Here is a 13,104-nt window from a genome sequence, read left to right on the forward strand (position 1 = left end):
CTCCGCTTGCTAAGTAGGTGGGCTAGGCGATGTGGCGCCAGTCGAGCCCTGAATCTTGATCGGCCAGTTGCAGCCAGTCCGGGTCGCACCCAAGGGTGTCGACAAAACATTGTCGGGCCAGCTGCGGCAAGTTGTTCTTGCTGCTCAGGTGAGCCAGGACCAGATGTTGCAGCCCCTGCCAGCCCAGCTCGGACACCAGGAATGCCGCCTGATGGTTGTTCAAATGTCCCAGCTCGCCGCCCACCCGTTGCTTGAGAAAGTACGGGTAGTGACCACGGGCCAGCATGTCACGGCAATGGTTGGATTCGATCATCAACGCATCGAGATCCCGATAACCCTCCAGCACCCGCTCGCAGTAGGAACCCAGGTCGGTCAGCAGGCCGAAGCGCCGCTGCTCGATGTCACTGAATACATACTGGGTCGGTTCCTGAGCATCATGGGCCACGGCAATGACCCCGATGTTCAGTGCACCGATCTGCAGTTGCTCGCCGCCGGCCAGAAAGCCTGCGGGTTCAATCGGTTTGCGCATCCCGCGCAGCGTGCCGCGGCTGAGGTAGACCGGCAGATTGTAGCGCCGAGACAGTAAACCCACGCCATGCACGTGGTCGGCATGTTCGTGGGTTACGAGTATCGCGCTCAGTTGCGCCGGGTTTACACCCAGGCGCAACAAGCGTTTTTCGGTTTCCCGCAGGGAAAAACCACAATCCACCAGCACATACGTATCAGCACTGGCGATCAGCGTGCCGTTCCCTTGGCTACCGCTGCCGAGAACGGCAAAACGCATGAGATCAGCCCAGATTGTCCTGAATCACGCTCAACACTTTGCGCGCCACTTCAGCCGGCGCAACGGTGTTGATGTTTTTCTCGACGGTGACCTGGATGTTCTCGCCAACCTTGCTCAGGCGAACCTGATAACGCTCGGCACGGGCTTCAACTTCTTCCTTGCTCGGCGCACTGCCGAACAGGCTGCTGAAGAAACCAGGCTTGTCGTCTTTCTTCTCGGCTTTTTCGGCCAGGTTGATGTAGTACAGGCCCAGGCTGCGGTTGATGTCTTCAACGCGCCATTCGCCTTGTTCCAGTGCGCGACCAACGCTCGACCATGCACGGTCCAGATCGTTACCGACGTTCAACACCGGGTTGCCGCTGCCGTCTTCGCTGAGGCTGACGCGGCTCGGGGTATCGAAATCACGCGAAGCCAGCATCGACACCGAACCACCCTTCTCGGAGATACGGCTCATGCTCGCGAGCATGTCGTCGACCAGAGCGGCGTCCAGGCCAGTGTTGACCGAGCGGTTGGTGAAGGCCACGTCGGCGGTGCTGCCGGCAGGACGCTCGGCGCTAACCACGTAGATTTCACTGGTGTTGCGCTGCACGCCCGGCTCGATCCGCACACGAACGCGGGTTTCGCTGTCGCTGGCGATACCGGCCGCGCTCAGGCGCTTGGCCATGGCGGCGGACAGTTCGTCGGAATGCTGCCAGGTGGTGGTGAATTCGCCGGTTTGCGGACGCTGTTCATCCAGACGGAAACCGTTGTCCTGGAAGAACTGCACAGCCACTGGCCAGACTTCGGCCGGTGGATGCTGGGCCACGACCCAGCGGGTATCGCCACTCTTCTGCAGCGAGTAGTCGCTGGCATCGGCGACGGCCGACAACGGCTGAGGACGCGGAACCACGTACTCGCCCTTGGCGGTGTCGTCAGCGACGTTGCGCGGGATTGGCAACAGCGGATCCAGACGCTTGGACGTGCTGACATCCGCTGGCAGTTGCATCGGTGCAGTCTGTTGCGCTTGCAGGTAATCGCTACCACGGTCGCGGAAATAACCTTCCGGCCCCCAGACCCATCCGCAGCCGCTGGTGCTGGAGATAATCAAGGCAAGTGCGGAAAGTCCGGCCATTCGCTTCATGCGTTGTACTTCCTCAATTAAACCAGGACGCTGCACTGGCGCAGGGCCGAGCGGAGCGTTTCATGACAAGGTGTGCTGAGCCAGGTAAGTGGCAGGCGGATGCCTTCGTGCATCAGGCCCATTTCAACCAAAGCCCACTTCACCGGAATCGGGTTGGCTTCGATGAACAGGTCTTTGTGCAGCGGCATCAGTTTTTCGTTGATGGCCCGTGCGGTCTCGGCGTCGCCCTTGAGCGCGGCCTCGCACAGATCAGCCATTTCGCGCGGAGCGATGTTGGCGGTAACCGAGATGTTGCCCTTGCCGCCCATCAGGATCAGCTCGACTGCGGTCGGATCATCGCCGGACAGCACGATGAAATCCTTGCTCACGCCATCGATGATCGCTTTTGCACGAACCAGGTCGCCGGTGGCTTCCTTGATGCCGATGATGTTCGGCACGGTGGACAGGCGAATCACGGTCTCGGCCTGCATGTCGCAAGACGTGCGGCCAGGAACGTTGTAGAGAATCTGTGGGATGTCGACCGATTCAGCGATGTGCTTGAAGTGCTGATACAAGCCTTCCTGAGTCGGCTTGTTGTAGTAAGGAACAACCAGCAGACAGGCATCGGCGCCGGCTTCTTTGGCGTTGCGGGTCAGCTCGACGGCTTCGCGAGTCGAGTTGGCGCCGGTGCCGGCGATGACCGGAATACGGCCTGCAACCTGTTTGACCACGGCTTTGATGACGGCGATGTGTTCTTCTACATCAAGGGTCGCCGACTCGCCGGTAGTACCGACCGCGACAATGGCATGGGTGCCGTTCTTGAGGTGGAAGTCCACGAGTTTGCTGAGGCTGTCCCAGTCAAGACGCCCTTGTGCATCCATGGGAGTGACCAGTGCCACCATACTGCCCGCAATCATGAAACCGCTCCTGCCGGAAAAAGAGAGCGGTAATGGTACTGGCGCCAAGATGCTTGCACAAGCAAAGTACTGCGCTGCCGCCATTCCCCTTGGCGTCGCTTTTCGCTACCCTTCAGACTTTGATCGGTACTGATCAGCTTGTACGCCGGGTTTCAGCCTCCCTTTTCGGCCTCCCAGGCCCCGTTTCAGCGTCACATCGACGCGCTCCCGTTACAGTGGAGCGAGCCGCGAGCGCTTGCCGGGGCTTTCTGAACGGACAGCCTTAATGGGCACACGGGCACTCTGCGGCGAACAACGCCCGTAAACCTACCGACCGCTCATCGCTTTAGGAATGCTGCATGTCCACCCCCACAGTTCGCGAACAATTCCTTGTCATCAGTGCCCTCGGCGCCAACCCCATGGAGCTGACTAACGTCCTGTGCCGCGCCAGCCATGAAAATCGCTGCGCCGTGGTCACTTCCCGCCTGACCCGCCACGGCGAGTGCAGTGCGCTGATTCTCGAGATCTCTGGCAGTTGGGACGCCCTCGCGCGTCTGGAAGGCAGCCTGTCAGGTCTGGCCAAGAAGCACGCCTTTACCGTCAACGTGGTGCGCAGCGCACCGCTGGAAAATCGTCCGCAGGCGCTGCCATACGTGGCTTACGTCAGCTCGGCGTATCGTCCGGACATCATCAATGAGCTGTGCCAGTTCTTCATGGATCACAACGTAGAACTGGAAAACCTGACGTGCGACACATATCAGGCACCACAGACCGGCGGCACAATGCTCAACGCCACATTCACCGTGACCCTGCCGGCCGGCACCCAGATCAGTTGGCTGCGTGACCAGTTCCTGGACTTCGCCGACGCGATGAACCTGGACGCGCTGATCGAACCTTGGCGCCCACAGAACCCAATGTAAGGAAGCTTTCATGGCCGTTGTCATCGACCAACCGGTTGCGGATTTCGAAGCACCTGCCACCAGTGGGCAAACCGTCAGCTTGTCTGCCCTGAAGGGCAAGCAAGTGGTGATCTACTTCTATCCGAAGGACAGCACCCCGGGCTGCACCACTGAAGGCCAGGGTTTTCGCGATCAGTACGCGGCGTTCAGGGCTGCCAACACAGAAATCTTCGGCATCTCCCGCGACAGCCTGAAGTCCCACGAGAACTTCAAGTGCAAGCAGGAGTTTCCTTTCGAGCTGATCAGCGACAAGGACGAAGCCGTCTGCCAGTTGTTCGACGTGATCAAGCTGAAGAAGCTGTACGGCAAGGAATACCTGGGCGTTGATCGCAGCACTTTCCTGATTGATAAGGATGGCGTGCTGCGTCAGGAATGGCGCGGCGTGAAAGTGCCGGGGCATGTGGATGCTGTTTTGGCTGCTGCTGAAGCGCTGAATAAAGCCTGATATTTCTGCGGCGCGTTCATTGGCGCCATCGCTGGCAAGCCAGCTCCCACAGATTTGTATGCACCTGGAACCCTGTGGGAGCTGGCTTGCCAGCGATGAGACCATAAGCCTCACACCAAAAATTGCATTTAAAGCAGCGGCGCCACCACCGGTTCCTTGCGTGGCCAGGCATCCAGCACTGCCTTGAACAGCGCAATCAGCAGCACCGGCACGGTCACCACTACCGCACCGACATACGGCACCACCACTGAAAAACCGACCAGCAACAGGTTTTTTTACGCTGTCGGCGTCAGGCTTTTTTCAACCAGTAACGGTAGACGCCCGCATCGTCTTCTTCGCGCAGCAGCGTATGACCGGCTAACTTGGCAAAGGTGCGAAAGTCGCGCTGGGAGCCCGCATCGGTGGCAATCACCTTGAGCACCGCGCCGCTTTGAAGCTTGTTGAGCTCCATTTTTGCCTTGAGCAACGGCAACGGGCAATTCAGGCCACTGGCGTCCAGTTCTGCGTCATGGGCTACAGCGTCAGTCATTGCGTCACTCCGGATCAGGTCAGTCGAGCGGCCTAGAATATCTGGTCGCAGGCCCGGTGTCCGGCTACAGTAAGGTCTTTGTCTTCTAAGGCTTTGTGCATGACTTTTCTGCGCCCTACCCTGCTGACGCTCGCTTGCCTGCTCGCCTCACCGGGCTTTGCCGACGATCTGCCGTCACTCGGCGACGCCAGTTCTGCCATTGTCTCGCCACAACAGGAATACCAGCTCGGTCGCGCCTGGTTGGCCATGTTGCGCAGCCAGGTTTCACAACTCAATGATCCGCAACTCAAAGACTACGTCGAATCCAGCGTGTACAAACTGGTGGAGACCAGCCAGGTCAGCGACCGACGTCTGGAGTTCATCCTGATCAACAGCCCGCAGCTCAACGCCTTCGCGGCACCGGGCGGCGTGGTCGGAGTCAACGGTGGCTTGTTCCTCAATGCACAGACCGAGGGCGAATACGCTTCGGTGCTGGCTCACGAACTGGCTCACCTGTCGCAGCGCCACTTTGCGCGCGGCGTCGAAGCTTCGCAGCGCATGCAGGTGCCAATGATGGCCGCGCTGCTGGCCGGTATCGTCATCGCAGCTGCCGGCGGCGGTGACGCTGGGATCGCGGCCATTGCTGGCACCCAGGCTGCAGCCATTCAGGCGCAACGAACCTTCTCCCGCCAGAACGAACAGGAAGCCGACCGCATCGGCATTCTCAATCTGGAAAAGGCCGGGTACGATCCGCGCTCGATGCCGACCATGTTCGAGCGTTTGATGCGCCAGTATCGCTTCGACGCCAAGCCACCGGAATTCCTCCTGACTCACCCGGTGACCGAATCGCGGATCGCCGACACCCGCAACCGTGCCGAACAGGCCAAGCCCGGCGGCATCGAAGACACCAAGCGCTATCAGTTGATACGCGCACGCGTGCAGTTGATCTACGAAGAAACACCTGGGCTGGGTGCCAAGCGTTTCCGTGCGCAACTGGACGAGAACCCGCAAAACGATGTGGCCCGCTATGGTCTGGCCATCGCACAGATCAAGGGCGGCCAGTTGAACGAGGCTCGGGAAAACCTCAAGCAGTTGCTGGCCAAGGCCCCGAACGAGATCATCTACAACCTCGCCCAGGTCGACCTGGACATCACCAACAATCGCCTGCCAGATGCCCAGTCGCGGGTTGAGCGAATGCTCACGCAATACCCCGGCAACTATCCGCTGAATCAGGTTCGCGTCGATCTTCTGCTCAAGCAGAACCGCGCGGCAGATGCCGAAAAAGCGCTGGAGGCATTGCTCAAGACTCGCCCGGACGATCCGGATGTCTGGTATCAGGTCGCCGAAACCCGTGGTTTGTCCGGCAACATCATCGGCCTGCACCAGGCTCGTGCCGAATACTTTGCACTGGTCGGCGATTATCGTCAGGCGATTCAGCAACTCGACTTCGCCAAGCGCAAGGCTGGCAGCAACTTCCCCCTGTCGTCGCGGATCGATGCCCGTCAGCGTGAGCTGATGGAGCAAGAGCGCATGGTCAAGGACATGATGGGCTAAGGCTTCCTCCCCATGTAAAAGCTTCAGGCATAAAAAAACCGCCTCATTCGAGGCGGTTTTTTATTTACCGCTCAATCCGGATTATTCAGCCAGCTTGAAGGTGATGAAGCTCGCACGACCTTGACGCAGAACGCGCATCGACACCGAACGGTTCTTCGGCAGCGCCTTGGCGATATCGGCGAACTCCTTGGTGGAGCCGATGGCCTGATTGTTCAGGTGAGTGATGACATCACCGGGTTGCAGACCGATCAGGGCAGCAGGACCGTCCTGCACTTCCTTGATGACCACGCCACCTTTGAGGTCGTAGGTTTTCTTCTGTTCAGCAGTCAGCTCGGCCACAGCAACGCCGAGGCGGTTGCTGCTGATTTCAGCGCCGGACTTCGACAGCGCATCCAGTTCTTTGTCTTCGTCCGGGATCGCTCCAACGGTCAGCTCGACGTTTTTGCGCTTACCTTCACGAATCACTTCCAGATTGGCTTTCGCGCCAGACTTCAGTGCGCCAACCAGATGCGGCAAATCGGCAGACATGACGATCGGTTGACCGTTCATGCTCAGAATTACGTCGCCCACTTGCAGACCGCCCTTCGCAGCCGGACCGTCATCCTGAATCTGCGCAACCAACGCACCGGCCGGTTTATCCAGACCGAACGATTCGGCCAGATCCTTGTTCACTTCCTGGATGACCACGCCCAGCCAACCGCGGCTGACCTTGCCACCGCTCTTCAACTGATTGGAAACATCCATCGCCACATCGATAGGGATCGCGAACGACACGCCCATGAAGCCGCCGGAACGGGTATAGATCTGCGAGTTGATCCCGACCACTTCACCGTTCAGGTTGAACAGCGGACCACCCGAGTTACCCGGGTTGATCGGCACGTCGGTCTGGATGAACGGCACGTAGTTCTCGTTCGGCAGGCTGCGGCCAACAGCGCTGACGATGCCCTGGGTAACGGTGTGGTCAAAGCCGAATGGCGAACCGATTGCGACCACCCACTGGCCAGCTTTCAAATCCTGGGACTTGCCGAGCTTGAGTACCGGCAGATCCTTGCCTTCGATTTTCAGCAGTGCCACGTCGGAACGCGGATCGGTGCCGACCAGTTTGGCTTTCATCTCGCTGCGATCAGCCAGACGGACGAGAATCTCATCAGCATCGGCAATCACGTGGTTATTGGTCAGGATGTAACCATCCGGGGAAATGATGAAACCCGAACCCAGCGACTGCGCTTCACGCTGACGATCGCCACGCGGCGAACGCTGCTGAGGCGGCATACCGCGTTCGAAGAACTCGCGCAGCATTGGCGGCAAGCCTTCAAGGTCGGGCATCTGCTGGTTCACTTTGCGATCCGGCAGTTTCTGCGTGGTACTGATGTTCACTACGGCAGGCGAAGCTTGTTCGACCAGTTGGGTGAAATCAGGCAGGTCGGCCGCTTGCGCAGCAGGGATCGCCTGACCGAGCACAAGCACGGTGGCGAAAATGGAGAGATAAGACTTCAAGCTAGGTATCGACATACAGCTCCCGTTACGACGAGCAGGGTTAAGCGATATGGAGCAAGGAACACCGGCAACCACTGGCCGGCATTTTTGTTCCGGGAACAACAAACAAGGCCAGAGCCGTGAGGCTCTGACCTATAAAAAACTTTTGGGGTATTTGCAAATGAAAATGCTCAGCAAACATTTCTACGTCTCGACGACGAAGTGGGAATGACTGAAATCAGCTCACTGCGTGTTGGTTGCAGAGACATCTGTATTGCGCATCGACAGCGCGATTCGTTCGGCGGTGCCAATCGGAATCTCGCCGACAACCGTCACCATCATCTCGCCTTCTGGCGTAGTCAGGCGTCGGGAAACCGCCACAGTTGGGCCCAATTGGGTCCGGGTGTCGGTAACGGTAGCGCCGTTCAAAGGCTCAAGAAAAACCGAAAAACGCGCCAGACCATCGTCGTACATCAGGCTATTAACCTGAGACTTTGTTTGCGTGTCTTTGTGCGACGAGCTGCTGGTCAGTTCGAAACCCGGCGGTAGCCAGTCCGAATGCCAGAGCTGATTGGTCTTTACGGCAGATGCCTTATTACTGTCGAGGTTAATAGGCTTGCAGTCGGCATTAGCCAGCAAGTCTTTGTCCGTCGGGACATCGTCAGTATCGAGGCTGGTGAATTGGAACCGTTCGAGCAGTTGCCCCTTGTCGTTCAACAGCAGCGACTTCAGTGGCAAACCGGTCTTCTTGTCCAAGTGCAATTCAAAACCGTAACGGTGCTGATCACGAGGCGTCAGCGATACGATCACTGCGTCACGACCAGCCACGCGCGACTTGCCAATGACGGCAAGGTCATACCAGTTTTTCAGCTTTTTGGGATCGAGAGGACGAGCGGCAGCGTTCGGAGAATCTCCCAATCCTGCTATCAGGGTGCCGCTGACGCATTGAGTATGCCCATCAATGCGCACGACTTCCTGTGCCGAACCGTCGAGCTGAAGTAAACGCTCGCGGACCTGACCATTCTGGACACGATGCCAGATGTTATGGGTAGAAAAACTACCGTTACGCTCGTAAACGAAAGTACCGTGAAAGCTTTGCTGCTGCTCGGCCTGGCCCAGACGGGTCAACCAGTCCTGGGCCTCGTCGGCGTGGGCTGGAACAACAAACCAGCCACTCAGCAGAAGCGAAAGTACAGGTATGGCGCGCATGATCCTCCTTAACGGTTTTCCAGGCTTGCTGCACGCGCATATGGCAGCGCGCTTTCAGTACCTTTGAGCGCAGCTTGCTGAGCATGCTGGCGCAGGTAGCCTGGCAAACGCTGATCATGCCAGCCTGGTTGACCTTGCAATACGCCGTTGGCCATAGGGCCAGTGGCTTCGGAACTCTCACTATAGCCTGCCAGAACAGCCGGACCTTTGACCTGTGGAGTGGCCAGGGTTGGCTGGTTGGATTGCTGCGCCAGTTCAACACCCGCAATTTCGTCCTGGTTGTACAGGCGAACACCGGCAAGAACGGCAACAGTCACCGAGGCTGCAACAGCCAGACGGCCAAGGTTGCGCCATGGGCTGCGAGATACTTTGGCCGGAGCCGTTTCGTCTTCCAGCGCAGCAGACACTGCCGCAGCGATATCCAGACGTGGCAGCAGCAGATCCTTGTGCATGGCTGCCCGAGCGATCTGGTAACGAGCCCAGGTCTCACGGGTTTCGACGTCGTCCAGTGCATTGATCACTCGACGCAATTCCAGTTCGTCCGCTTCGTTATCCATCACTGCGGACAGCGATTCCTGCAGGGCTTCACGACTCATGGCGTTCCTCTCTTGGCTGTCGCCGCTGTCTCAGTTTTCCTGCAACAACGGCTGCAGGGCTTTATCGATGGCCTCCCGGGCGCGGAAAATCCGAGAGCGCACGGTACCCACCGGACACTGCATGACACTCGCAATGTCTTCGTAACTCAGACCATCGAATTCACGTAAAGTTAAAGCCGTACGCAAATCCTCTGGCAGTTGCTGAATGGTTCGATGGACGGTGCCTTCGATCTCATCCCGTAACAGTGCTCGTTCTGGTGACTCGAGATCCTTGAGGCCGTGATCGCCATCGTAGAACTCTGCATCCTCAGAACTTACATCGCTATCCGGCGGCCGACGACCGCGTGAAACGAGGTAATTCTTTGCCGTGTTAATGGCAATACGGTACAGCCACGTATAAAACGCACTGTCGCCGCGAAAGTTTCCAAGTGCTCGATACGCCTTGATAAAGGCTTCCTGAGCCACGTCCTGGGCTTCATGGGTGTCGTGCACAAAACGCACGATCAACCCGAGAATTTTGTGCTGATATTTCAGCACCAGCAGATCGAAAGCTCGCTTGTCGCCACGTTGAACGCGCTCGACCAGCTGCTGATCCTCTTCCTGGGTTAGCATGAACACTCCTCGATAGGCCCGAAGGAGACTTGCATAACTAAACAACCAGACTTGCAAACATAGACTCGGGCTTTTCGCAAAAGTTCTCCCCCTCCAAGCAAGTTTCCTGCGGGCTCTGATTTGGCACGCACGAAAAACGCAGCGCGGTATAAACCGGCTGCGCGAATAATTTTGTCATCGGTTTCGCCGGCAGTAACCGCAGATTCCTCACTGAAACCGACACTGTCCCTTTTTCTGGCACCGCCTATTGATCTTGGGCCTTTGGCAAAAGTTCCAATTATTTATAGCCGTACCTGCTAGACATTGGGCAACTCTGAACGGAAAAAGACTGTTTCAGCGCCGATACAGTCGTCTTTTTCCAAAACCGGCGAAAAAAACTTCCGACGAAGCACCCGGATTTTTCCGTCACAGTAGTTTCACAATGCCATCTGGGCCCGGCTATTGTGCCGCCCCACCCCTCTATATACTAGTGGGCTGTGTGGCTGTCTTGACTCGCCGATCCAGGTGTCTTGCGCCAACCCCGACCCGGGTCGCTTTGAGCGGAATCCTGAAATGAGCCAACAGTTCCAACACGATGTTCTGGTCATTGGCAGCGGTGCTGCCGGTTTGAGTCTTGCGCTGACCCTGCCGGGTCATTTGCGCATTGCCGTATTGAGCAAGGGCGATCTCGCCAACGGCTCGACTTTCTGGGCCCAGGGCGGTGTCGCTGCCGTGCTGGATGACACCGATACTGTCGAATCCCACGTCGATGACACCTTGAATGCCGGCGGCGGCCTGTGCCATGAAGACGCCGTACGCTTCACCGTCGAGCACAGCCGCGAAGCCATCCAATGGCTGATCGACCAAGGCGTACCGTTCACCCGCGACGAACAGTCCGGCACTGAAGACGGCGGTTTCGAATTCCACCTGACCCGCGAAGGCGGCCACAGCCACCGGCGCATCATCCATGCGGCTGATGCCACCGGCGCTGCGATCTTCAAAACATTGCTTGCCCAGGCCAAAAAACGCTCGAACATCGAACTGCTGGAACAGCGGGTCGCCGTCGATCTGATTACCGAACGACGTTTGGGTATGGAGGGCGATCGCTGCCTCGGTGCTTATGTGCTCAACCGTGCCACCGGCGAAGTCGACACCTACGGCGCGCGTTTCGTCATTCTGGCCTCAGGCGGCGCGGCCAAGGTCTACCTCTATACCAGCAATCCCGACGGCGCCTGCGGTGATGGCATCGCCATGGCCTGGCGCTCGGGGTGCCGGGTGGCAAACCTTGAGTTCAACCAGTTTCACCCTACCTGCCTGTATCATCCGCAGGCTAAGAGTTTCCTGATCACTGAAGCGCTGCGTGGTGAAGGCGCCCATTTGAAGCTGCCGAACGGCGAACGCTTCATGTATCGCTTCGATAAGCGCGCCGAACTGGCACCGCGTGACATCGTCGCCCGGGCGATCGACCATGAAATGAAGCGCCTGGGCGTCGACTGCGTCTATCTCGACATCAGCCACAAACCCGAAGCCTTCATTAAAAGCCACTTCCCGACTGTTTATGAGCGCTGCCTCGGCTTTGGCATCGACATCACCAAACAACCGATTCCGGTCGTACCCGCCGCGCACTACACTTGCGGTGGCGTGATGGTCGATCAAAATGGCCGCACCGATGTGCCGGGTTTGTACGCCATCGGCGAAACGAGCTTCACCGGCCTGCACGGTGCCAACCGCATGGCCAGCAACTCACTGCTGGAATGTTTCGTCTACGCCCGCTCTGCTGCGGCAGACATTTTGGCGCAACTTGATGACGTTGCAGCACCAAGCGCCCTGCCCGTCTGGGACGCCAGCCAAGTGACCGACTCTGATGAAGACGTGATCATCGCGCACAACTGGGATGAACTGCGGCGATTCATGTGGGACTACGTTGGCATCGTGCGGACCAACAAGCGCCTGCAACGGGCTCAACATCGTGTGCGCCTGCTGCTGGACGAAATCGACGAGTTTTACAGCAATTATAAAGTCAGCCGCGATTTGATCGAGCTGCGAAATCTCGCTCAAGTGGCGGAACTGATGATCTGCTCAGCCATGGAACGCAAGGAAAGTCGCGGCCTGCATTACACCCTCGACTACCCGGACCTGCTGCCCGAAGCGCTCGACACTATTCTGGTGCCACCCACCTACATCGGCTGAACTTGAGCCGCACTCGCAGACGTCGATGCAAATCCGCCGCCTGCGAGTCGCGCGGTACGCAGATCGATCTGACCCGCCACTCACCGCGCAGGCGGAAGCGCAGTACCACGATCAGCGGCAGCGCCAGGCTGTCCGGTCGTAGCTGCACCGCTCGCCAGCCATCCGCCTGATTCCACAATTGCCAACCGTCGCCGTCTCGACGCAATCCGCGTATTGCCTTGGGATGACTGAGCAAAATCTGCCGGGGCAACACGCAAATTCCGTGAAGCAGGCAGCCGAAAGCCCCGAGCAAACTTGCCCATAAAGGAATGGAAAGCACAAACAAGGTGCCCAGAGCGAATGCCTGGGCCAACAGATACGCCGCCAGCAACTGCCGTGAGGCATGCCAGCGGCATTCGAACGTATTACTTGGGCTGAACACGGTCCAGGATCATGCGAACCATGCGTTGCAGCTCCGGATCTTCAGACTCGTCGCGCTCCATGAACCAGCCGAACATGTCCTGATCCTCGCACGTCAGCAGGCGCACATAGAGATCGCGATCCACCTTGTTCAGGGTCGCGTAAACCTCCTTCGAGAATGGCACCAGCAACACGTCAAGCTCAAGCATGCCGCGACGGCTGTGCCAAAAGAGGCGATTCAGTTCAACTTGTTCGACCATGGAGCCCTCCTCAAATTTGGCGGCAAGTATACAGCCCCTAAGCGGGTCGCACAGTCGGCTTTGGTCGGGCATCACCGATCCTTTATCAACTACCCATTTCAACAACGCGCCCTTATGATGTGCCTCAGTCTATTTACC

Annotated in this window: 14 protein-coding genes and 1 pseudogene; 4 read left to right on the plus strand and 11 right to left on the minus strand. The window is 58.2% G+C overall.

The window, feature by feature from the left end; genetic code table 11:
* Positions 1 to 22: 22 nt before the first annotated feature.
* Genes ACIQVE_RS10175 through dapA form a run of 3 tightly spaced genes read right to left on the minus strand, consistent with a single transcriptional unit; the run spans position 23 to position 2,800 of the window.
* Complete coding sequence (locus tag ACIQVE_RS10175) at positions 23 to 784, minus strand: MBL fold metallo-hydrolase (RefSeq protein ID WP_042558077.1); 762 nt, start codon at positions 782 to 784, stop codon at positions 23 to 25.
* A gap of 4 nt (positions 785 to 788) precedes the next feature.
* A complete protein-coding gene (gene bamC / locus ACIQVE_RS10180) occupies positions 789 to 1,904 on the minus strand; it encodes an outer membrane protein assembly factor BamC (protein ID WP_402807477.1) in 1,116 nt (371 codons plus the stop codon).
* Between the two features lie 17 nt (positions 1,905 to 1,921).
* Positions 1,922 to 2,800: a 4-hydroxy-tetrahydrodipicolinate synthase gene (gene dapA / locus ACIQVE_RS10185; protein WP_402807480.1), complete on the minus strand. Its 879-nt coding sequence runs from the start codon at positions 2,798 to 2,800 to the stop codon at positions 1,922 to 1,924.
* Positions 2,801 to 3,138: 338 nt separating this feature from the next.
* Between dapA and ACIQVE_RS10190 the strand changes: the two genes are divergently transcribed.
* Positions 3,139 to 3,699: a glycine cleavage system protein R gene (locus ACIQVE_RS10190; RefSeq protein ID WP_095187707.1), complete on the plus strand. Its 561-nt coding sequence runs from the start codon at positions 3,139 to 3,141 to the stop codon at positions 3,697 to 3,699.
* 10 nt (positions 3,700 to 3,709) lie between these two features.
* Positions 3,710 to 4,183: a peroxiredoxin gene (locus tag ACIQVE_RS10195; protein WP_402807482.1), complete on the plus strand. Its 474-nt coding sequence runs from the start codon at positions 3,710 to 3,712 to the stop codon at positions 4,181 to 4,183.
* Between the two features lie 128 nt (positions 4,184 to 4,311).
* Here the strand turns inward: ACIQVE_RS10195 and ACIQVE_RS10200 are convergent.
* Together ACIQVE_RS10200 and ACIQVE_RS10205 are read right to left on the minus strand one after the other, a co-directional pair.
* A pseudogene (locus tag ACIQVE_RS10200) lies at positions 4,312 to 4,449 on the minus strand (hypothetical protein); the annotation flags it as partial.
* A 23-nt stretch (positions 4,450 to 4,472) separates the two neighbouring features.
* A complete protein-coding gene (locus ACIQVE_RS10205; RefSeq protein WP_402807484.1) occupies positions 4,473 to 4,712 on the minus strand; it encodes a sulfurtransferase TusA family protein in 240 nt (79 codons plus the stop codon).
* Positions 4,713 to 4,811: 99 nt separating this feature from the next.
* Here ACIQVE_RS10205 and ACIQVE_RS10210 point away from each other — a divergent pair, with 99 nt between their 5' ends.
* A complete protein-coding gene (locus ACIQVE_RS10210) occupies positions 4,812 to 6,245 on the plus strand; it encodes a M48 family metalloprotease (RefSeq protein ID WP_402807486.1) in 1,434 nt (477 codons plus the stop codon).
* Between the two features lie 81 nt (positions 6,246 to 6,326).
* Here the strand turns inward: ACIQVE_RS10210 and ACIQVE_RS10215 are convergent, their stop codons facing one another.
* From ACIQVE_RS10215 to rpoE, 4 genes are all read right to left on the minus strand, one after another.
* The gene (locus ACIQVE_RS10215; RefSeq protein WP_402807489.1) at positions 6,327 to 7,757 is read right to left on the minus strand and encodes a DegQ family serine endoprotease; all 1,431 of its coding nucleotides are present in this window, start codon (positions 7,755 to 7,757) and stop codon (positions 6,327 to 6,329) included.
* A gap of 207 nt (positions 7,758 to 7,964) precedes the next feature.
* Positions 7,965 to 8,930: a MucB/RseB C-terminal domain-containing protein gene (locus ACIQVE_RS10220; protein ID WP_402807491.1), complete on the minus strand. Its 966-nt coding sequence runs from the start codon at positions 8,928 to 8,930 to the stop codon at positions 7,965 to 7,967.
* An 8-nt stretch (positions 8,931 to 8,938) separates the two neighbouring features.
* Positions 8,939 to 9,526, minus strand: coding sequence for a sigma-E factor negative regulatory protein (locus ACIQVE_RS10225; RefSeq protein ID WP_064388462.1), 588 nt, complete (start codon positions 9,524 to 9,526; stop codon positions 8,939 to 8,941).
* Positions 9,527 to 9,556: 30 nt separating this feature from the next.
* Entirely contained in the window at positions 9,557 to 10,138 is a 582-nt protein-coding gene (gene rpoE / locus ACIQVE_RS10230) for an RNA polymerase sigma factor RpoE (RefSeq protein WP_003172477.1), read from the minus strand.
* 552 nt (positions 10,139 to 10,690) lie between these two features.
* On the opposite strand from rpoE, the gene nadB reads away from it, so the two are divergent.
* Positions 10,691 to 12,307, plus strand: coding sequence for an L-aspartate oxidase (gene nadB, locus ACIQVE_RS10235; RefSeq protein WP_402807496.1), 1,617 nt, complete (start codon positions 10,691 to 10,693; stop codon positions 12,305 to 12,307).
* On the opposite strand, the gene ACIQVE_RS10240 is transcribed toward nadB, so the two are convergent.
* Together ACIQVE_RS10240 and ACIQVE_RS10245 are read right to left on the minus strand one after the other, a co-directional pair.
* On the minus strand, positions 12,276 to 12,728 hold the full coding sequence (locus ACIQVE_RS10240) for a protein YgfX (protein ID WP_402807498.1): 453 nt from the start codon (positions 12,726 to 12,728) through the stop codon (positions 12,276 to 12,278). The genes nadB and ACIQVE_RS10240 overlap by 32 nt on opposite strands.
* Positions 12,712 to 12,966, minus strand: coding sequence for a succinate dehydrogenase assembly factor 2 (locus ACIQVE_RS10245; RefSeq protein WP_402807500.1), 255 nt, complete (start codon positions 12,964 to 12,966; stop codon positions 12,712 to 12,714). The genes ACIQVE_RS10240 and ACIQVE_RS10245 overlap by 17 nt, the downstream gene beginning before the upstream one ends.
* Positions 12,967 to 13,104: the final 138 nt, after the last annotated feature.

It is taken from the genome of Pseudomonas sp. NPDC098747 (assembly GCF_044760045.1).
Classification (GTDB): domain Bacteria; phylum Pseudomonadota; class Gammaproteobacteria; order Pseudomonadales; family Pseudomonadaceae; genus Aquipseudomonas.